Genomic DNA, 21,316 nt, shown 5'->3' on the forward strand with positions numbered 1-21,316 from the left:
CGGACACGTCATGGCCCAGGTCATTCCCATTGCGCACGCTCGGGTGGACCCCGCTGCGGGGGCGGACGCCGAGGGCTTCCAGCCGCTCAGCCACGCGCAGCAGCGCATCTGGCTGATGGAGCAGCTCCACCCGGGCACGGCCTTCGCGAACCTGGGCGGCCTGCTGGTGGTGCGCGGGCCGGTGCGCCTGGAGCTGCTGGCGCAGGCGCTGGAGCGCTTCGCCCGGAGCACGGAGGCCCTGCGGCTGGAGCTGCGCGTCGAGGCAGGGCAGGCCCGGCAGCGTCTGGGCCACGCGTCTTCGCCCCGCGTGGAGCAGGTGGACTTCTCCCAGGACGCGGACCCCAGCGCCGCCGCCGAGGCCTGGTGCACGGAGCGCGTGCGGACGCCGTTCGCGCTGCCGGGCGGGCCGCTGTACCGGCTGGCGGTGGTGAAGCTGGGGGACGGGCGCGGGGGCTACTTCGCGTGCGTGCACCACCTGGTGGGGGATGGGTTCTCCCTGGGGCTGCTGGTCCGGGCCGTGGGCCGCCACTACGCGGCGCTCGTGGCGGGTGGGGACGCGGCGTCGGTGTTGGCGTTGGCGTCGGAGTCGGAGCCGGAGCCGTCCTACCTGCGGTACGTGGCGCGGGAGCGGGACTACCTCGCGTCGGCCGAGAGCGAGCAGCACCGCCGCCAGTGGCAGGAGCTGCTGGAGGGCCGGGAGGCGGGGGGACTGCTGCGCGCGGTGGGCACGCCCTTCGACGACACGCGCGCGGTGCGCCACACCCTCTGCCTGGACGCGGAGCAGACGCGGGCGGTGGCCCGGGTGGCGCAGCACGCGGAGAGCACGGTGCCCCGGCTGTTCGCCGCGCTCACGGGGCTCTTCGTGTCCCGGCTGACGGGGCAGCGCGACACGTGCCTGGGGACGTTCGTCCACGGCCGCGCCGCGCGGGAGGACCTGCTCACCTTCGGGATGATGGTGGGCACCGTGCCGGTGCGCTTCGACGTGGATGGCGCCGCGCCCTTCGCGTCGCTCCTGCGCGCGGTGGGCGCGGCCCAACAGCGCTCGCTGCGGGGCCAGCGCTATCCGTTCGACCTGCTCGCGCAGCAGCTGCGCGCCGGGGGGCTGGAGGGGCCGCCCCTCTTCGACGTGCTCGTCTCCTTCCAGAACGGACGCTTCGCCGCGCAGCTGGGCGGCCACCCGGTGGACGTCACCTGGCTCTTCAACGGGCATGAGGCGCATTCGCTCGCGGTGCACGTGAGCGACCGGCTGGGGCAGGGCCTGCTCACGGTGGACCTGGACTTCCGGCGGAGCGCCTTCCCGCCGGAGGGACCGGCCGCGCTGGCGGAGTCCTTCCGGCGACTGCTGGGCGAGGTGCTGGGCGAGGACGGCGCGCGGCCCGTGGGGCGGCTGTCCCTGGTGGGCCCGGCGCAGGCGGAGCAGCTCGTCGCGTGGAGCCCGGCGCCCCGGCCGTTCCCGCGTGAGCGTTCCGTGGCCGCGCTGCTGGCGGAGCGGGCCGCGCGCGTGCCCGAAGCGGTGGCCGTGCGGGATGGGGGCGTGGGCGTCACCTACGCGGAGCTGGAGGCGCGCTCGGCGCGGGTGGCGGCGGCGCTGCGCCTCCGGGGCGTGGGGCCTGGGGCGGTGGTGGGGCTCCTGACGGACCGCACGGTGGCGCTGCTCGTGGGCCTCAAGGGCATCCTGCTCGCGGGCGCCGCCTACCTGCCGCTGGACTGGCAGCAGCCCCGGGAGCGGCTGGCGATGCTGCTGGAGGACGCGGGCGTGCGCCACGTCGTGGTGGATGCGAATGGCGCGCGGACGTTGGAGGGAGTGGCGGTGGAGGCGGTGTCCGTGGAGGGCACCGCTTCGGGCGCGGAGGCGCTCATCGCGGGCACGGCGGAGGCCCGCCCCGAGGACGTGGCCTACGTGCTCTACACGTCGGGTTCGACGGGCCGCCCCAAGGGCGTGCAGGTGCCCCACCGGGCGGTGAGCAACTTCCTCGCGTCGATGGTGGACGCGCTGCCGCTGGAGGGCGAGCGGCTGCGCTTCCTGTGCACCACGACGGCGACGTTCGACATCTTCGCGCTGGAGACCCTGCTGCCGCTGTGGCTGGGGCACGAGGTGGTGCTGGCCGACGAAGCGTCCCAGCGCGCACCGGAGCGCCTGGGGGCTCGCATCCAGGAGACGGGCTGCCACGTGGTGCAGCTCACGCCGTCGCGCCTCCAGTTGGTGCTGGAGGACCCCGTGGGGCGGGCCGCCCTGGCCGGGGTGCGGCTGCTGCTCGTGGGAGGTGAACCGCTGCCGGCGCACCTGCTGGCGCGCGCGCGGACGCTCACGTCCGCGCGCATCTTCAACCTGTACGGGCCCACGGAGACCACGGTCTGGTCGACGGTGAGCGAGCTGACGCACAAGGTCGCCGTGGACGTGGGGCGGCCGGTCCTCAACACCCAGGTGCTGGTGCTGGACGCGGCGGGGGAGCTGCTGCCCCCGGGCGTCGTGGGCGAGCTGTGCATCGCGGGCGAGGGGCTGGCCCGGGGCTACCTGGGGCGGCCGGAGCTGACGGCGGAGCGCTTCGTGGCGTCCGCGCTCGCGCGGGGCGGGCGGATGTACCGCACCGGCGACCGCGCCCGGTGGCTGCCCTCCGGCGAGCTGGAGCACCACGGGCGCGGCGATCTCCAGGTGAAGCTGCGCGGCCACCGCATCGAGCCCGGCGAAATCGAAGCGTGTCTGGTGACGTCGGGCGTGGCGTCGGCCGCGGCGGTGGTGGTGCGCACGGACTCGGTCGCGGGGCCGGTGCTCGCGGCGTTCTACGTGCCGCGCGAGCCTTCGCGTCCGCCTCGCGAGGTCCTGTCGCGGCTCCTTCCCGCCGCCCTGGTGCCGGCGCACTTCGTCCCGCTGACCGCGCTGCCCACGCTGCCCAGCGGCAAGGTGGACCGCAACGCGCTGGTGCTGAAACCCGGACAGGGGCTGGAGGACGCGCCGCGCGTCGCGCCCGCCACGCCGACCGAGGCCCGGCTGCTGCCGCTCTTCCAGCAGGTGCTGGGCGCGGAGGGCCTGGGCGTGACGGACTCCTTCCTTGAGCGCGGAGGGCACTCCCTGCTCGCGGTGCGGCTGGCGCACCGGGTGACGGAGGCGACGGGGCGACGGGTGTCGCTGGTGGACGTGTTCCAGGCTCCGACGGTGCGTGCGCTCGCGGAGCGCGTGGACGCAGCCGAAAAAGCCTGGGCTCCGCTGCCCCAGGTCGCGGACGCCGCGCATTCCCCCGTGCTGGCGGCGCAGGCGCAGCTCTACGTGCTCCAGGCCCAGGCCGGCGCGGACGACCCGCGCTACCACATGACGGGCGCGCTGGCGCTGACGGGCGCGGTGGACGCGGGCCGCTTGGAGGAGGCGCTGGGGGCGCTGGTGCGGCGGCACGAGGCGTTCCGCACGTCCTTCATCCTGGTGGACGGGGAGGTGCGGCAGCGCGTGGCCGCGTCGGTGCCCTTCCGGTTGGAGCGTCGGGCGTCCGAAGAGGACGTGCCCTCGCTGGCGCGCGCCTTCGCGCGACCGTTCGACCTGGCGACGGCGCCGCTGTTCCGGGCGGCGCTGGTGGAGCGAGAGGCCGCGCCCGCGCTGCTGCTCGTGGACCTGCACCACCTCATCTCCGACGCCGCGTCGGTGGAGGTCGTGCTCCGGGAGCTGGTGGCGCTGTACGCCGGAGCGCCCCTGCCGCCCCCGGGCCCCGGGCCCCGGGTCGCCGCCGAGTGGCAGCGGGAGCGCCTGGCGTCTCCAGAGGCGAGCGCCCAGGCCGCGCACTGGCGGCGGGTGCTCACGCCGCCGCCCCCGCCGCTGGACCTTCCCTCCGACGGGCCGCGCACCCAGGCCGCCTCGCTGGAGGCCGACGCCCGGACCGTGGCGCTGTCCCCGGAGCTCACGGCGCGGCTGGGGGCGCTGTGCCAGCGCCAGGGGACCACGCTGTTCAACGGACTGCTGGCGGCCTTCGCGGTGCTGCTCTCACGCCATGGCGCCACCCGCGACGTGGCGGTGGGCGTGCCGGTGCTCGGCCGCGGACACCCGGAGCTGCGGGACGCGGTGGGCCTGTTCATGGACACGGTGGTGCTGCGCAACACCGTCCGCGAGGAGGAGCCCGCGCTGGCGTTCCTGTCGCGCGTCTCCCGCGCCACGCAGGAGGCGCTCGCGAACCAGGAGCTGCCGTTCGCCCACGTCGCGGCGCAGGCCCAGGAGGGCGCCGGCACCGCGCGGGGGGCGCTGTTCGACGTGCTGTTCAGCCTGGAGGAGGGCGGCCCGGCAGTGCTGGATGCAGGGGCGGGCCTGGGGCTGGAGCGGCTGGAGGCGCCCCTGCCCACCTCCAAGGTGGAGCTGACGCTCACGGCGCGGGTGAGCGGGGGCGGCCCCGTGCTGCTGGAGTGGAGCTTCCGCCGCGCCCTCTTCTCCGCCGCCCGCATCGAGCGGATGGCGCGGCGCTACGTGTGCCTGCTGGAGGCGCTGGTGGCGCATCCCCAGGCGGCCCTGCGCGAGCTGTCCCTGTTTCCCCCTGACGAGGACGCGCGGCTGCGCGCGGGCTTCAACGTCGCGCACCACGAGCCCGCGTCGCACCGGACGGTGGGGGAGCTCTTCGCGGACCAGGCGGCGCTCCACCCGGAGGCGCTGGCCGTGTGGCACGAAGGCCAGGGGCTGACGTACCGGGAGCTGGATGCGCGCAGCAACGCGCTGGCGCGACGGCTGCGGGGGCTGGGCGTCGGGCGCGAGGCGGTGGTGGCGGTGCTCTCGCGGCCGTGCGTGGAGATGGTGGTGGGCATCCTCGCGGTGGTGAAGGCGGGCGGCGCGTGGCTGCCCCTGGACCCCGCGCACCCGCCGGAGCGCACGGCGCTGCTGCTGAAGGACGCGGGCGCGCGCTGGCTGTTGGAGGACGTGGAGCACCCGGCCGTGCGCTTCGAGGGGACGCGGTGTGGCCTGGGCGGGGTGGACGCGGAGGGTGGGGACACCGCGCCGCTGCCCGGCGTGAGCGGGCCCGGGGACCTGCTGTACGTCATCTACACGTCGGGGACGACGGGCGCGCCCAAGGGCGTGATGATGGAGCACCGGGCGCTGAGCAACCAGGTGCACTGGCTGCGGCGGATGTTCTCGCCGGCCGGGCGCCTGCGGCACCTGCTGCTGGTGTCCCCCGCGGTGGACGTGTCCGTGCACCAGCTCTTCCTGCCGCTGATGCGGGGCGACGCGCTCTTCCTGCCCACGTACGACACGCTGGTGTCGCCCGAGGCGCTCCACGCCTACGTCGTGGAGCACGGCATCGACGTGGTGGACTCCGTGCCCGCGCTGCTCAAGGGGCTGCTGGAGCTGGGCAGCGCGCAGCGCAAGCTGAAGGTCCCCTACCTCTGCTTCGGCGGGGACGTGCTGGGCGCCAGCGTGGTGGAGCTGGTGGAGCGCCACGCGGACATCTCCACGCTGGTCAACTACTACGGGCCCACCGAGGCGTGCCTCAACACCACGGCGCTCTTCACCCGCGACTGGCGGCGGTACACGCAGGTGCCCATCGGGGTGCCGGTGGACAACTACCGCATCTACCTGGTGGACGCGCACCTCAACCTCGTGCCGCCGGGAACGCCCGGCGAGCTGTGCGTGGGCGGCGTGGGACTGGCGCGCGGCTACCTGGGGCGCCCGGACCTGACCGCGGAGCGCTTCGTGCCCAACCCCTTCGCGCCGGGCGAGCGCATGTACCGCACGGGCGACCTTGCCCGCTGGCTGCCGGACGGGCAGGTGGACTTCCTGGGCCGGGTGGATCAGCAGGTGAAGATCCGCGGCTTCCGCGTGGAGACGGGGGAGGTGGAGGTCGTCATCAGCCGTCTGCCCGACGTGGCGGACTGCGTGGTGGCGGCGCTGGACGACGGTCGTGACGGCAAGCGGCTGGCGGCGTTCGTGGTGCCGCGCGCGGGAACCCGGCTGGAGCTGGGGACCCTGCGCGAGGCCCTCAAGGCGAAGCTGCCCGCGTACATGGTGCCGTCGCTGCTGGTGCCCCTGGACGCGCTGCCGGTGACGGTGAGCGGCAAGGTGGACCGCAAGGCGCTCGCGGCGCTCGTGGCCTCGCAGGACGCGTCACCGGTGGAGGCCGCGCGTCCCCTCACGGAGTCCGAGCAGCGGGTGGCCCGCATCTGGTCCCAGGTGCTGGGGGCCTCCGTCACGCGGCCCTCGGAGGACTTCTTCGACCTGGGGGGACACTCCCTGCTCGCGACCCAGGTGTCGTCGCGGCTGCGCGCGGAGCTGGGCGTGGAGGCGCCGCTGCGGCTGCTGTTCGCGCACCCGGTGCTGGAGGACTTCGCGCGGGCGCTGGCGTCGCAAGGCATGCTCCCCGTGGCGGAGGAGCGCATCCCCGCGGTGCCGCGCACCGGACCCCTGCCCGCGTCGTCCGCGCAGCAGCGCCTGTGGTTCCTGGATCAACTGGAGCCGGGCAGCCCCCTCTACACCATCGCGGGCGCGGTCCGGCTGGAGGGGCGCCTGGACGAGGGCGCGCTGGACGGCGCGTTCCGACAGCTCGTGGCCCGTCACGAAGCGCTGCGCACCACGTTCGCGGTGCGGGAAGGCCAGTGCGTCCAGATCATCCACCCGACGATGGACTTCACCCTGGAGCGGGAGGACGTGTCCGGGACGCTGGACGAGGAGGCCCTGGCGCAGGCCGCGCGGCGGCCCTTCGACCTGGCCACGGGGCCGCTGTTGCGCGTGCGGCTGTATCGCCTGTCCGAGGAGCGGCACGTCGTGCTGGTGGCGATGCACCACATCGTCGCGGACGGGTGGTCCATCCACCTGCTCCTCCAGGAGCTGGCGCGCACCTACGCGGCCCGGGTGACGGGCACGGTGGAGGCCCTGGCCCCGCTGCCCATCCAGTACGCGGACTATGCCGTCTGGCAGCGCGAGGGCGCCGGTGCGCGGACGCTGGCAGCGGACCTGGCCTTCTGGAAGGAGCACCTGGGGGAGCGTCCGCCACCGCTGCGCCTGCCCACGGACCGCCCACGTCCGGCGGTTCAGACGACCCGGGGCGCGCTGCTCTCCGGGGTGCTCCCGCTGGAGCTGGCGCGGGCCCTGGAGGCGCAGGGACGCGGCGGGGGGCGCACGCTCTTCATGACGTTGCTGGCGGCCTTCCAGGCGCTGCTGCACCGCTACACCGGACAGCGCACCGTCATCGTGGGGACGCCCATCGCGAACCGCACCCGCCAGGAGGTGGAGGGGGTGCTGGGGTGCTTCGTCAACACGCTGGCGCTGCGCGCGGACGTGGACCCGGAGGAGCCCTTCGCGGTGTTCGCGGAGCGCGTGGGGCGTACCGTGCTCGCGGGCTACGCGCACCAGGCGCTGCCCTTCGACGTGCTGGTGGAGCGGCTGGGCGTGGAGCGGGACCTGAGCCAGTCGCCGCTGGTGCAGGTGCTGTTCGTGCTCCAGAACGCGCCCGGCGGCGCGGTGGAGCTGCCGGGGTTGCGGATGGAGTCCCGGGAGGTCTCCACGGGGACCGCGAAGTTCGACCTCTCGCTGGCGATGACCGAGGCGCCGGAGGGGCTGGAGTACACCTTCGAATACAACACCGACCTCTTCGAGCCCGGGACGGTGGAGCGGCTGGCGCGCGGCTTCCAGGTGCTCCTGGAGGGCCTGGTGCAACGGCCGGAGGCGCGGCTGCGCGAGCTGCCGGTGCTGCCGCCGGAGGAGCGGCGCTTCCTGGACGCGCTGAACGCGACGGCGGCGCCGGTGGAGTGCGGGCTCGCGCACGAGCTGCTGGAGCGGCAGGCCCATTTGCGGCCGGACGCGACCGCGCTGGAGCACCGGGGCGTGGGGCTGACGTACGGCGACTGGGACGCGCGGGCCAATCAGGTCGCCTGGGCCCTGCGCGAGCGGGGCGTGGGGCCGGACGACGTGGTGGCGCTCTGCCTGGAGCCATCCCTGGATCTGCTGGTGGCGCTCTTCGGCATCCTGAAGGCCGGGGCGGCGTACCTGCCGCTGGACCCTGACTACCCGCCCGAGCGGCTGGCCTTCATGCTGCGCGATTCCGGGGCGCGGGTGCTCGTCACGCGGGAGTCCCTGCTGGGCACGACGTCCCCGCCGGACGGGGTGGCGTGCTTCCTCTGGGAGCGCGAGGCCACGGCCCTGGGGCGTCAGCCGGTGGAGGCCCCGCCCCTGGAGGGCACGCCGGATTCGCTCGCGTACCTCATCTACACGTCGGGCTCCACGGGCGTGCCCAAGGCGGTGATGGTCCCCCACGGCGCGCTGGTGAACTTCAGCGGGGCGGCGTCGCGGGCGTACGGGCTGACGCGGCAGGAGCGCATGCTGCTGCTCGCGTCGATCAGCTTCGACATCAGCGTGGAGCAGATCTTCTGCTGCCTCTTCGTGGGCGGGACGCTGCTCCTGCGCGAGCACGACACCCTGGATTCGATCGCGACCTTCCTCGCGCACGTTCGCGCCTGGGACATCGGGCTGCTCACCCTCCCGTCCGCGCTCTGGACGGAGCTGGCCAATGAGCTGGAGAAGGGGGCGCTCGTCCTTCCGCCGTCGGTGCGCGCGGTGGTCCCGGGCGGGGAGAAGATCCTCCCATCCCGGGTGCTGGCATGGCGCAGGCGGGTGGGCCCCTCCGTCCGGTTGATCAACTCCTACGGCCCCACCGAGTGCACGGTCATCGCCACCGCCTGCGACCTGGTCTCGCTGGAGGAGTCCGTGCTGGAGACGCGCGAGGTGCCCCTGGGACTGGCCATCCAGAACCTGAGCGTGCACGTGCTGGACGCGCACCTCCAGCCGGTGGCGCGGGGCGTGGCGGGGGAGATCTTCATCGGCGGGATGGGCGTGGCCCGGGGCTACCACCGGCGGCCGGAGCTGACCGCGGAGCGCTTCATCCCGGATCCGTTCTCCTCCGTGCCCGGTGGCCGCCTGTACCGCACGGGCGACGTGGCCCGGCGGATGGATGACGGCAATGTGGAGTACCTGGGGCGCAGCGACCACCAGGTGAAGCTGCGCGGCTTCCGCGTCGAGCTGGGGGAGATTGAGACCGCGCTCAGCGCGCACCCGGACGTGAGGGACGTGGTGGTGGCGGTGCGCGAGGAGCCCCCGGCGGGCAAGCGGCTGGTGGCCTACGTCACGCCGCGCGGAGAGGTCCGTCCCACGGGCGCCACGCTGCGGTCGTTCCTCAAGGATCGGCTGCCGGACTACATGGTCCCCGGCGCGTACGTGTGCCTGGACGCGCTGCCCATCGCACCGGGCGGCAAGGTGGACCGCGCCCGGCTGCCGGCCCCGGAGCGCGCGGCGGCGGAGGAGTTCGTCGCGCCCGAGGGCGAGCTGGAGCTGACGCTCGCGCGCGTGTTCTCGGACGTGCTCGCGGTGGCGAGGGTGGGGGCCACGGAGGACTTCTTCGCGCTGGGAGGGCACTCGCTCCTGGCCACCCAGCTCGTGGCGAGGCTGCGCGACGCGCTGGGCGTGGACGTGCCGCTGCGCCAGGTGTTCGAGCACCCGACGGTGGCGGCGCTGGCCAAGGTGGTGGCGGCGCTGCGCGACGCGGGCACCCCCGGCGTGGACGCGGAGCGCATTGGCCGCGCCTCGCGGCAGGGACGGAAGGTCAAGCGGTGAGTGCCCTGGAACAGCCGGCGGTGGATCTGGAGGCCGACGAGGTCTTCGTCTTCCCGGCGTCGTCCGCGCAGCGGCGCCTGTGGTTCCTGGACCGGCTGGAGCCGGGCCTCGCGACCTACAACATGCCCTTCGCCCTGCGGCTGACGGGCACGCTGCGCGAGGACGCGCTGGCCGCGAGCCTGGACGCGCTCGTGGAGCGCCACGAATCGCTGCGGACCGCGTTCGCCGAAGAGGACGAGCAGGTGGTGCAGCTCATCCACCCGCCCCGGTCCGTGGCCTTGCGGCGCGAGTCGCTGGCCGGGCTGCCCTCCGGTGAGCGGGAGGCCGCGCTGCGGGCCCTCTGCACCCGGGAGGCGGATGCGCCGTTCAACCTCAGCGCGCCGGGGCTGCTGCGCGCGGTGCTCGTGGCGTTGGACGGCACCGAGCACGTCCTCCTGCTGGTGCTGCACCACATCATCTGTGACGGCTGGTCGGTGGGGGTGATGACCCACGAGCTGGCGGCGCTGTATGCCGCGCGGTGCGAAGGCAGGCCGCCCGCGTTGCCGGAGCCGGAGCTCCAGTACGTGGACTTCAGCGAGTGGCAGGAGGCGTGGCTTCGCTCCGAGGCCCCGGGCCGCCACCTGGAGTCCTGGCGCGAGCGGCTGGGCGGCGAGCTGCGTCCGCTGGAGCTGCCCGCGGATCATCCGCGCCCGGCCCGCTCCCTCCACCATGGCGCCACGCGCGCGTTCGCGCTGCCCCGCACCCTGTCCGACGCGGTCCGGCGCTTCGGTCAGGAGGAGGGCGTCACGCCCTTCATGACGTTGCTCGCGGCGTTCAGCGCGCTGCTCCACCGCTTCACGGGGGAGACGGACGTCATCGTGGGCACGGCCATCGCCGGCCGGCCCCGCCGGGAGCTGGAGGGGGTGGTGGGCTTCTTCGCCAACACCCTGGCCCTGCGGGTGTCGCTCGCCGGGGCGCCGTCCTTCCGCGAGCTGGCGCGGCGGGTGAAGGCCGTGACGCTGGAGGCGTACGCGCATCAGGAGCTGCCCTTCGAGCACCTGGTGGAGGCGCTGAGCCTGCCGCGCGACCTGGGCCGCAATCCGCTGTTCCAGGTGATGCTGGTGCTGGAGAACCTGCCCCCGGGTGAGTTCCAACTGCCCGGGCTGGTGCTGCGCCCGCTGGAGATTGAAAGCCACTCCGCGAAGTTCGACCTGACGCTCTCCATGCAGGAGACGCCCGGGGGGCTCGTTGGCCATCTGGAGTACAGCCGCGAGCTGTTCGAGCCGTCCACGATGGACCGCTGGCTCGTCCACTTCGAGCGGCTCCTGGACACCGTGCTGGCGCGGCCCGCGGAGCGGTTGGATCTCCTGCCGCTGCTGCCGCCCTCGGAAGCGGCGCTGCTCCTGGACACGTGGAGTCCTCCCGGGGCCCTGCCGCGCGACGGCTCGCTGCTGCACACCCGCTTCGAGGCGCAGGCCCTGCGCACCCCGGACGCGGTGGCGGTGGCGGACGCCACGCGCGCGTGGACGTACGCGGAGGTGGAGCGCCGGGCCAACCGGCTCGCGCGGCACCTGGTGGGGCGGGGCGTGGGGCCGGAGGTGCGGGTGGGCGTGTGCCTGCGGCGCACGGTGGACCTGCCGGTGGTGCTGCTCGCCGTGCTCAAGGCCGGCGGTGCCTACGCGCCCCTGGATCCGAATTATCCCGCGCAGCGGCTGGCGTACCTGTTGGAGGACTCCGTGGCGGCGCTGGTCATCAGCGAGCGCGCGGTGCTGGCGGCCCTGCCGGAGGCGCGCCCGACGACGCTGGTGTTGGAGGACCTGGAGGAACTGCTGCTGGACGAGTCCGAGGCCGCGCTCCCGCCCCGCGCCTGGCCGGAGGGGCTCGCGTACCTCATCTACACGTCGGGCTCCACGGGCCGGCCCAAGGGCGTGGCCATCGAGCACCGGAGCGCGGCGCTGCTGCTGACCTGGGCGCTGGACGTCTTTCCTCCCGCGATGCTGGACGGGGTGCTCGCCGCCACGTCCGTCTGCTTCGACCTGTCCGTGTTCGAGATGTTCGTCCCCTGGGCACACGGAGGGCGGGTGCTGGTGGTGGGCAGCGTGCTGGAGCTGCCCGGCTTCTCTCGGCGTGACGAGGTGACGCTCGTCAACACGGTGCCCTCGGCCATGGCGGAGCTGCTGCGCGTGGGGGGACTGCCGCGTTCGGTGCGGGGCGTGAACCTCGCGGGCGAAGCGCTGCCCCGGCGCACCGTGGACGGGCTCTACGCGCTCGACCACTTGGAGCGCGTCTACAACCTCTACGGGCCGTCGGAGGACACCACCTATTCGACGTGGGAGTTGATTCCCCGGGACGAGGCGCGGGGCCCCACCATTGGCCGGCCGCTGGAGAACACGCGCGCCTATGTGCTGGATGCCTCCTGGCGGCCGGTGCCGCTGGGCGTGCCGGGCGAGCTGTTCCTCGCGGGTGACGGCCTGGCGCGCGGCTACCTGCTGCGGCCGGACCTCTCCGCGGAGCGCTTCGTGCCGGATCCGTTCGGTCGCGAGCCCGGGGGCCGGATGTACCGGACCGGGGACAAGGTGCGCTGGCTGAGCGACGGTCGCCTGGAGTACCTGGGCCGGTTGGACCATCAGGTGAAGGTCCGCGGCTACCGCATCGAGCTGGGGGAGGTGGAGGCCCGGCTGCTGGCCCTGCCCGACGTGGCGGACGCGCTCGTGATGGCCCGCGAGGACACCACGGGGGGACAGCAGCTCGCGGGCTTCGTCGTGCCCCGGGAGGGACGGACGCTGGGCCCTGGGGCCCTGCGCGCGGCGCTGCTGGAGCACCTGCCCGAATACATGGTGCCGTCCGTCTGGTCGGTGCTCCCGAAGCTGCCGCTGACGCCCAACGGCAAGGTGGATCGCGCGGCCCTGCGGACGGCCGCGCTGGCGCAGGGCGCGGACGGAGCCGTGGCGCGGGCCCCCCGGACACAGACGGAGGCGCGCCTGTGCACGCTGTGGGAGGAGCTGCTGGGTGTCCCGGTGCGGGACGTGCAGCGGGGGTTCTTCGAACTGGGCGGGCACTCGCTGCTGGCGATGCGGCTGCGCTCCCGGATGGAGGCGCTCTTCGAGGTGTCCCTCCCGCTGCGCGTCCTCTTCGAGGCGCCGACGGTGGAGGAACTGGCGGCCCGGCTGGACGCGGCGCGCGGCGGACTCCGCCTGCCTCCGGTGGAGCCCCAGCCGCGTCACGCGCCGCTGCCCCTGTCCTCCGCGCAGCAGCGCCTGTACTTCCTGGAGCAGCTGGAGCCGGGCAGCGCGTTCTACACCATCGCCACGGCGCTCCGGCTCACGGGGGCGCTGGCGCCGGATGCGCTGGAGCGGACCCTGCGCGCGCTGACGGTCCGCCACGAGGGCCTGCGGGCACGCTTCACGCTGATGGACGGCGAGCCCGTCCAGTCCTTCGCGCCGGTGGACTTCGCGCTAGAGCGGGTGGATGCCTCCGGCCTGGCGCCGGACGCCCGCGAGTCGTGGGTGGTGGCGCGCGCCACGCGCTTCATCCGCGAGCCCTTCGCGCTGGGGCATGAGGCGCCGTTCCGCGCCCAGCTCTACACGGTGGGCGCGCAGGAGCACTGGCTGGTGCTCGCCGTGCATCACCTCGTCGCCGACGGCGCCTCCATCCAGGTGCTGCTGCGCGACGCGGCCACGCTCTATGCCGGGGAGCGCAGGGGCACGCCGGCCCTGCTGCCCGCGCTGCCGTACCAGCCCGCGGACCATGCCGTGTGGGAGCGGCGGCTGTGGGCGGAGGAGCGGCTCGCGCCGCAGCTGGCGTACTGGGAGGCGAAGCTGGCCGGCCCGCTGCCGGTGCTGGAGCTGCCCGGGGACTTCCCGCGTCCCGCGCAGCGCACGGACCGGGGCCGCACGCTCCACTTCGAGCTGTCACCGGCGCTCGCGGACGCGCTGCCCGCCCGGGCCCGCGCCTGGGGCGTCACGCCCTTCATGTTGCTGCTCGCGGCGTTCCAGGCGGTGCTCGCCCGCCACACGCGACAGGACGACATCCTCGTGGGTACGCCCATCGCGGGGCGTGACGTGGCCGGCAGCGAGTCGTTGGCGGGCTGCTTCATCAACACGCTCGTCCTGCGCACGGCGGTGGATCCCGCGGCGTCCTTCGAGTCGCTGGTGGCGCGCGTGAAGACCACCTGCGTGGAGGCGTTCAGCCACGCGGACCTGCCGTTCGATCGGCTGGTGCAGCACCTGCAGCCGCCGCGCAGCACCGCGCACACGCCGCTGTTCCAGGCGATGTTCGTGCTCAACGCGCAGCCTGCGGGGCAGGGGGCCTTCGCGGACGTGGCGGTCGCGGAGGTGCCCCTGGAGTCGGGCACGTCCACCTTCGATCTCACCTTCACCGTGCTTCAGCGGGAGCAGGGGATGGGGGTGGCCATCGAGTACTCCACGGACCTGTTCGAGCCTGGGACCGTGGCCCGCCTGTTCGACGCGTACGAGGCGCTGCTCGCCGACGCGCTGGCGCGGCCCGAGACCCGGCTGGACGCCCTTCGCCTGATGTCCGCCGGGGCCCGCGCGCGGTGGCTGTCAGAGCGGTCGCCTACGGTGCACGCCCTGCCAGGGGAGGCGACGGTGGTGTCCCGTTTCGAGGCGCAGGCGGCGCTCACGCCCGGGCGCACCGCGGTCGTGGCGGTGGACCGGACGCTGTCCTACGCGGAGCTGCGCGATGAGGCCTGGGCGCTCGCGGCGCGGCTGCGTGCGCGCGGCGTGGGGCCGGGGCACCGGGTGGGCGTGTGCCTGGAGCGGACGCACCGGCTGCCGGTGGCCCTGCTGGGCGTGCTGAAGGCGGGCGCGGCGTACGTGCCGCTGGATCCCCACTTCCCACGCGAGCGGCTGGCGCTGATGGCGGAGGACGCGGGGTTGCGCCTCACGCTCACCGAGCAGGGCTGTGAAGCGCGCCTGGGTGCGGAGGCGGGCACCTTGTGGTGCCTGGACGCGCCAGAGCTTGAAGGCGCGGACGCGGGCGACGGAGCCGGGCCGGGCCCGCTGGGACTGGACGAGGCGTACGTCCTCTACACGTCCGGCTCCACCGGCCGGCCCAAGGGCGTGGGCGTGCACCACGCGGCCCTGGAGAACTTCCTCGTCTCCATGGAGGCGGCCCCGGGACTGTCCGGCGACGACGTGCTGGCGGCCGTCACGACGCTGTCCTTCGACATCGCGGGGCTGGAGCTGTACCTGCCGCTCCGGGTGGGCGCGCGCATCGAGCTGTGCACGCGGGACGAGGCCCAGGACGCGTCGAGGCTCGCGGAGCGGCTGGAGCGCGCGGGCGCGACGGTGATGCAGGCCACCCCGACGGCGTGGCGGATGCTGCTGGAGGCGGGCTGGACGAACGCGCGGCGGATGACGGCGCTGTGCGGCGGCGAACCCCTGCCGACCGATCTCGCCGCGCGGCTCCTCGCCACGGGCGGGGCGCTGTGGAACCTCTACGGCCCCACGGAGACCACGGTCTGGTCCACGGTGGAGCGCGTGCGGGCAGGGGAGGCGCGGCTGACGGTGGGCCGCCCCGTCCTCAACACCCCGGTGTACGTGCTGGACGCGCGCATGGAGCCGGTGCCTTCCGGCGTATGCGGCGAGGTCTTCATCGGGGGTGTGGGCGTGGCGCGGGGCTACGTGGGGCGCGCGGCGCTCACGGCCGAGCGCTTCGTGCCGGATCCCTTCAGCGCCACGCCGGGCGCGCGGCTGTATGCGACGGGCGACGTGGGGTGCCTGCGCGCCGACGGCAGGCTGGAGGTGCGCGGTCGCGACGACGCGCAGGTGAAGGTGCGGGGACACCGCATCGAACTGGGCGAGGTGGAGGCCGCGCTCCGGAGTGTCCCCGAAGTGAGGGACGCGGCGGTCGCGGTGCGCGAGGCGGGTGCCGGTGCGGCGCGGCTCGTGGGGTACGTGGTGGCCCGGTCCGGTGCGCGGTTGTCGCCGGAGGGACTGCGGCAGGCCTTGGAGTCGCGGCTGCCGGCGTACATGGTTCCGTCCGCGTTCGTGGTGCTGGAGGCGCTGCCGACGACGCTGAACGGCAAGGTGGACCGCAAGGCGCTCCCGGAGCCGCCGGTGGAGCGCTCGATGGGGAGGGCACCGTCGGGTCCCCGGGAGCAGTGGGTGGCGCGGGTGTTCGCGGAGGTGCTCGTCCGTGAATCGGTGAGCGCGGACGACAGCTTCTTCGCGCTGGGGGGAGACTCCGTCGCGGCCATGCGGCTCGTGTCCCGGCTGCGGCGCGAGGGCTTCGCGTCCTCGCCGAAGCAGCTCTTCGAGCACCCCACGGTGGCGGGGTTCGCCGAGCAGCTGGTGCCGTTGGAGTCGGAGCCCGTCGCGGCGCTCGCGTCCGGGGACGCCGTGCCCCTCACCTCCATGCAGCGGGGCATGCTCTTCCGGGCGTTGTTCTCGCCTGCGTCGCGCGACTACTTCGAGCAGGTGGGCGGCATGCTCCCCGAGGATCTGGACGTGGTCGCGTTCCAGGAGGCGTGGAAGGCCGCGCTGGAGCGACACGCGGCGCTGCGCACGGTGTTCGTGCTGGAGGGCGCGGGCCCCCCGGCGCAGCGGATCATCGAGCGCTTCGAAGCTGGTGCTTCGCCGCCGTGGACGGTGGTCGAAGGCGTGGATGGGGCTCCGGTGTCCGACGCCGACTGGCTGCGCTTCCTGGAGGCGGATCTCCAGCAGGGCTTCCCGTTGACGCAGGGACCGCTGCTCCGGCTGGCGCTGTCCCGGGCGCCCTCGGGCCTGTGGCGGTTCGCGCTGTCCTTCCACCACGCCATCCTGGATGGCTGGAGCCTGGGTCTGCTGCTGGCGGAGGTCGCGGAGCACCATGACGCCGTGCGCGCCGGGAGGGCGCCCGTGTTCGCGGCGCCGCCGGACTTCCGCCACTTCGTGCGCCACGAAGGGGCGCAGGACCTGGGCCCGGCGCGGGCGCTGTGGACGGAGGCGCTCCGGGGCTTCGACTCGCCCACGCCGCTGCCCCACGGCGAGCGGGACCTCCCCGCGCGGTCCGGGGAGCCTCACTACGCCCGCCACGCGGTGGAGCTGGACGGCCGCGAGACGCAGCGCCTCCAGGACTTCTGCGCGCGCCACGGGCTGACGTTGAGCACGCTCGTCCAGGCTGCCTGGGGGCTGGTGCTCGCGCGACATGCGGGGACGGCGGAGGCCGTGTTCGGCTCGCTGGTGTCGGGCCGCTCCGCGCCGGTCGAGCGCGTCACGGAGCTGGTGGGACTGCTCGTCAACACGCTGCCGGTCCGCGTCCGCGTGACGTCCGGGCAGCCGGTGCTGGCGTGGCTGCGCGAGCTGCAACGCCAGCAGGCCGAGCTGCGCGAGCACGAACTCGTGCCGCTGGAGCAGGTCCAGCGTTGGAGCGAGGTGGGCGCCGGGCGGCTCCTCTTCGAGAGCGTGCTCGTGGTGGACCCCTGGCCCCTTCGCGGCGGCGAGCGGGGCGTCTTCGCGGGCGGCGTCGAGGAGCTGGGCCCGCCGCGCACGGGGTTCCCGCTGCACCTGGCCGCCTATCCCGGCGAGTCGCTGGGGCTCGCGCTCACCTACGACACGAACCGCCATGGGGAGCAGGCCATGGCCCGGCTCGCGAGCAGCCTGCGCACGGTCCTCTCGGCGATGGTCGCGGGCCCGGAGCTGCCTGCGGGCCGGCTGTCCCTGCTGGGGGCGGAGGAGCGGCAGGGACTGCTGCGCGCGTGGAATCCGACGACGCACGTCTTCGAGCACCCGTGCCCGCTGCACGTTCCGTTCGAACAGCAGGCCACGCGCACGCCGTCGGCCATCGCCCTGGAGATGGAGGGGCGGTCGCTGACGTACGCGCAACTCGACGCGCGGGCGAACCTGCTGGCGCACCGGCTCCGCGCGCAGGGCGTGGGACCGGAGGCGCTGGTGGGCGTCTTCCTGGAGCGCTCGCTCGACATGGTCGTGGGGCTGTACGGCATCCTCAAGGCGGGCGGGGCCTGGCTGCCGCTGGAGCCGGCATTGCCGCCGGAGCGCCTGCGCCAGATGGTGGAGGACGCGCGTCCCCTGGTGACGCTCACGAGCCGGGCCCTTTCAGGGAAGATGCCCGAAGGCGCGGGCCTCGCGTGCGTGCTCGACGACGACGCGTGGGCGGCCGGGTTGGAGCCCTCCGCCTCCGCGCGGCCTCCGCCGGACGGCGCGGGGCTGGACCATCCCGCGTACTGCATCTTCACCTCGGGTTCGACGGGGCGGCCCAAGGGCGCGCTCGTCACCCATCGCGGCATCCACAACCGCATCGCCTGGATGCAGGATGCCTATGGGCTGGGGCCCGGGGACCGGGTGCTCCAGAAGACGCCCTTCAGCTTCGACGTGTCCGTCTGGGAGTTCTTCTGGCCGCTCGCGGTGGGGGCCCGGCTGGTGGTGGCGCGCCCTGGCGGTCACCAGGATCCCGCCTACCTCGTGCGGACCCTGGCCGCCGAGCGCATCACCACGGTGCACTTCGTGCCGTCCATGCTCCAGTTCTTCCTGGAGGCCCCGGGGCTGGAGTCGCTGGAGTCCCTCACGCGCGTCTTCTGCAGCGGTGAGGCGCTCCCGGGCGCCCTCCAGCGCCGCGCGTTCGAGCGACTGCCCCACGCCGCGCTCCACAACCTCTACGGCCCCACCGAGGCGTCCGTGGACGTGTCCCATTGGACGTGCCGGCCCGGGGACGCGCGGCCCACCGTGCCCATCGGGTTCCCCGTCTTCAACACGCGGATGCACGTGCTGGACGCGGACCTCAACCTGCTGCCCACCGGCGCGCTGGGAGAGCTGTACCTCGGCGGCGTGCAGCTGGGGCGCGGCTACCTGAACCGGCCCGCCTTGACGGCCGAGCGCTTCATCCCCGACCCCTGCGCGGTGGAGCCGGGCGCGCGGCTGTACCGCACCGGAGACCTGGCGCGGCGGCTGGAGGACGGCTCGCTGGAATACGTGGGCCGGGTGGACAGCCAGGTGAAGGTGCGCGGCTTCCGCATCGAGTTGGGGGAGATCGAAGCGGTGCTCCTGGGTCTGCCCGAAGTGGCCGAGGCCGCGGTGGTGGTGCGTCAGGCGCCGGGAGGAGAGGCGTTGCTCGTCGCCTACGTCGCGCCCCGGGCAGGGAGCGCCCGCCCGGATTGGGCCGACACCCTGCGCGTGGCGCTGGCGCGAGTGCTCCCCGAGTACATGGTGCCGGGCCGCTGCGCGGTGCTGGAGCGGCTGCCCCTCACGCCCAGCGGCAAGGTGGACCGCCGCGCGCTGCCGGCCCTGTCCGACGTGACGGGCGACGCGGGCCGAGCAGTCGTCGCGCCCCGGAACGCGCGCGAGGCGGTGCTGGTGGAGCTGTTCGAGCGCGTGCTCGGCGTGACGGGCGTGGGGGCGACGAGCGACTTCTTCCAGCTCGGAGGCCACTCCATGCTCGTGCTGCGGTTGCTGGCGCGGATGGAGGCGGCCTTCGGGGTGCGGCTGCCGCTCGCCGCGCTGTTCCAGACGAGCACGGTGGAGGGGCTCGCCCGCGCCGTGGAGACGGCCGGAGGGGAGCAGGGCGTGCTGGTGCCCCTGGGCGGCGAGGGGGACGCGCCCCCGCTGTTCCTCGTCCACCCGGTGGGCGGCAACGTCCTGTGCTACCGCGCGCTGGGCGAAAGGCTCACGGGCCGGCGGCTCTATGCCTTCCAGTCCCAGGGCGTCACGGGCGCCGCGCCGGACACGACGGTGGAGGCGATGGCCGCGCGGTACGTGCGCGAGCTGCGCCGGGTGCGACCGTCCGGCCCGTACCACCTCTTCGGCTGGTCCATGGGCGGCGTCATCGCCTTCGAGATGGCCCGCCAGCTCGCTGCGGCGGGGCAGGTGGTGGCCGAGCTGTGCCTGCTGGACGCGACGCTGGAGGGCTTCGAGCAGCCGCTCGGGCCCGGGGACGGCGCGGCGCTCCTGGGCGCCTTCGCGGTGGACCTGGGCTTGTCCGAAGGGGCCGTGGAGTCGTTACCGCCGGGCGCGAGCCTGCCGGAGCTGCTGCGGGCCGCGCGGGACGGCGGCGTGCTGCCCGAGGACGCGCCGCTGGAGACGCTGGAGCGCCTGTATGCGGTGTTCCGCGCGAACCTGGAGGCCCTGCACGCCTACCGCCCGGGGCCGTACGCGGGGGCGCTGACCCTGCTGGCCGGGGCCGGGGGCGGCATCCAGGAGGCCACCTCCCCTGACTGGGGTTGGGCCCGCGTCACGCAGGGCGGCGTGCGGACGCTGCTCGTCCCTGGCGACCACTACCAACTCTTGAAGCCGTCCCATGTGCGCGCCGTGGGTAACGCCCTCCAGTCGCTGCTCGAAGGCGACCTGACGGCCACCGCGCACGCACCCACCCACGAAAGGACCCCAGGGCCATGAACTTCTACCCGAAGCACCTCTTCCCCTTCACGCAGGAGCTGGAAGCGAACTACCCGGCCATTCGCGCGGAGGCGGAGCGGCAGATTGAAGCCCGGTTCAAGCCGTACGCCTATTCGGACGTGTACACGGCCGGGTGGACCACGTTGGACCTGCTGTACCACGACAACCGGTTGGACGTGCGCAACCGCCCGCGCTTCACCGTGTCCGACTGCACGGATCCGCTCCAGCTCTTCACCGTGCTGCTGGGCGACCCGACCTCGTTCGAATCGGGCCTGCTCCAGGCGCGCCTGGGCGAGGAGACGATGCGCGAGCTGTCCTCGTACACCTCGCCGCACGACTGCACGCCATCGATGATCGACCGGCTGGTGGCCGGCATGAACGCGGTGGTGGCGGACGCCGGCTTCTTCGTGGAGCACCAGCGGCGGCTCACCCTGGATGACCGCGCCCCGCGCTCGCGCGAGCGGCTGGCGAAGCTGCTGGCGGCCGGCCGGCTGGTGCAGCGCGACGGTCAGTACGCGCTGGGACGGGTGGAGGACGACGAGGCCCGGGAGCAGCTGCGCTGGCTCCACGTCGCGGTGCTGGAGGAGGTCGTCTACCCCAGCTTCCTGAAGAAGGGCGGCCTCACCGAATTCAAGGACGTGACGGACGCGTGCCCGGTGACGACGTCCATCGTGAAGAAGATCCCCGGCCTGCGCAGCGTGTGGTTCTCCTGCCTCGCGCCCGGCTCCCACATCCTGGCGCACACGGGCAACGACGCCACGATGCTCCGTTGCCACCTGGGCCTCATCGTCCCGGGCGACGCGGTGATGGCCGTCGGTTCGCACCGCGTGTCGCCCAACGACTTCAAGGATGTGGACCGCTTCCTGCCGCTCCTGGCCGCGGGCAACGACAGCCTGCCCGCGCGGCTGCTGCGGGACGCGCTGCCGGAGGCGGAGCGGCGCGCGCTCGAAGGACGCTCCTCGCTCTCGGTGGAGCGGACGGAGGATCCGGAGGGGACCTGGAAGCTGCTGTGGGCCGTGGCGGAGGCCCTCAACACGCGCATCGAGCAGCCGGGCTTCTGCCTGCCATACCGGGACGCGACGCCGCACCCCGCCTCGCCGGTGTTCGACGAGACCTTCGCCCGGCTCCAGGCGCAGGGCGTGCTCACGGCGAAGGGTGAGGCCGCGCCCGCCGCGCTGGCGTCGGAGTCCGGCCGCGAGGAGCTGCACTACCTCAACACGCTCTTCTTCATCGAACGCGCGTTCCCGGAGGTCCTCGCCAAGTCGCCGCGCGTGCGGCGGGAGTTCATCTCCTGGGAGGAGGGGCGCTGCTTCGTCTTCGACGACACCCAGTACCACGAGGTGTGGCAGCGCTCGGATCGCAACCGGGTCATCTTGAACGTCGACGTGGACCGCGAAACCTACGCCTGAGGACGCGAGCCGCG

Annotated in this window: 3 protein-coding genes; all 3 read left to right on the forward strand. The window is 74.1% G+C overall.

The window, feature by feature from the left end; genetic code table 11:
* The first annotated feature begins 10 nt into the window (after window positions 1-10).
* Genes OV207_RS12580 through OV207_RS12590 form a run of 3 tightly spaced genes read left to right on the forward strand, consistent with a single transcriptional unit; the run spans window position 11 to window position 21,302 of the window.
* The gene (locus OV207_RS12580; RefSeq protein WP_267555273.1) at window positions 11-9,565 is read left to right on the forward strand and encodes a non-ribosomal peptide synthetase; all 9,555 of its coding nucleotides are present in this window, start codon (window positions 11-13) and stop codon (window positions 9,563-9,565) included.
* Window positions 9,562-19,893 (forward strand): non-ribosomal peptide synthetase, encoded by a 10,332-nt coding sequence (locus OV207_RS12585; protein WP_267555275.1) that lies wholly within the window; start codon window positions 9,562-9,564, stop codon window positions 19,891-19,893. The genes OV207_RS12580 and OV207_RS12585 overlap by 4 nt, the downstream gene beginning before the upstream one ends.
* Window positions 19,890-21,302: an aspartyl/asparaginyl beta-hydroxylase domain-containing protein gene (locus OV207_RS12590; protein WP_267555277.1), complete on the forward strand. Its 1,413-nt coding sequence runs from the start codon at window positions 19,890-19,892 to the stop codon at window positions 21,300-21,302. Before OV207_RS12585 ends, OV207_RS12590 begins: the two co-directional genes overlap by 4 nt.
* The last annotated feature ends 14 nt before the right edge of the window (window positions 21,303-21,316 follow it).

The sequence above is a fragment of the Corallococcus sp. BB11-1 genome, assembly GCF_026626625.1.
GTDB lineage: Bacteria > Myxococcota > Myxococcia > Myxococcales > Myxococcaceae > Corallococcus > Corallococcus soli.

What these genes read in the sequence shown, in the direction of transcription:
- OV207_RS12580 (WP_267555273.1), top strand. Translation starts at nt 11, where the DNA reads ATGGCCCAGGTCATTCCCATTGCGCACGCTCGGGTGGACCCCGCTGCG.
- OV207_RS12590 (WP_267555277.1), top strand. Translation starts at nt 19,890, where the DNA reads ATGAACTTCTACCCGAAGCACCTCTTCCCCTTCACGCAGGAGCTGGAA.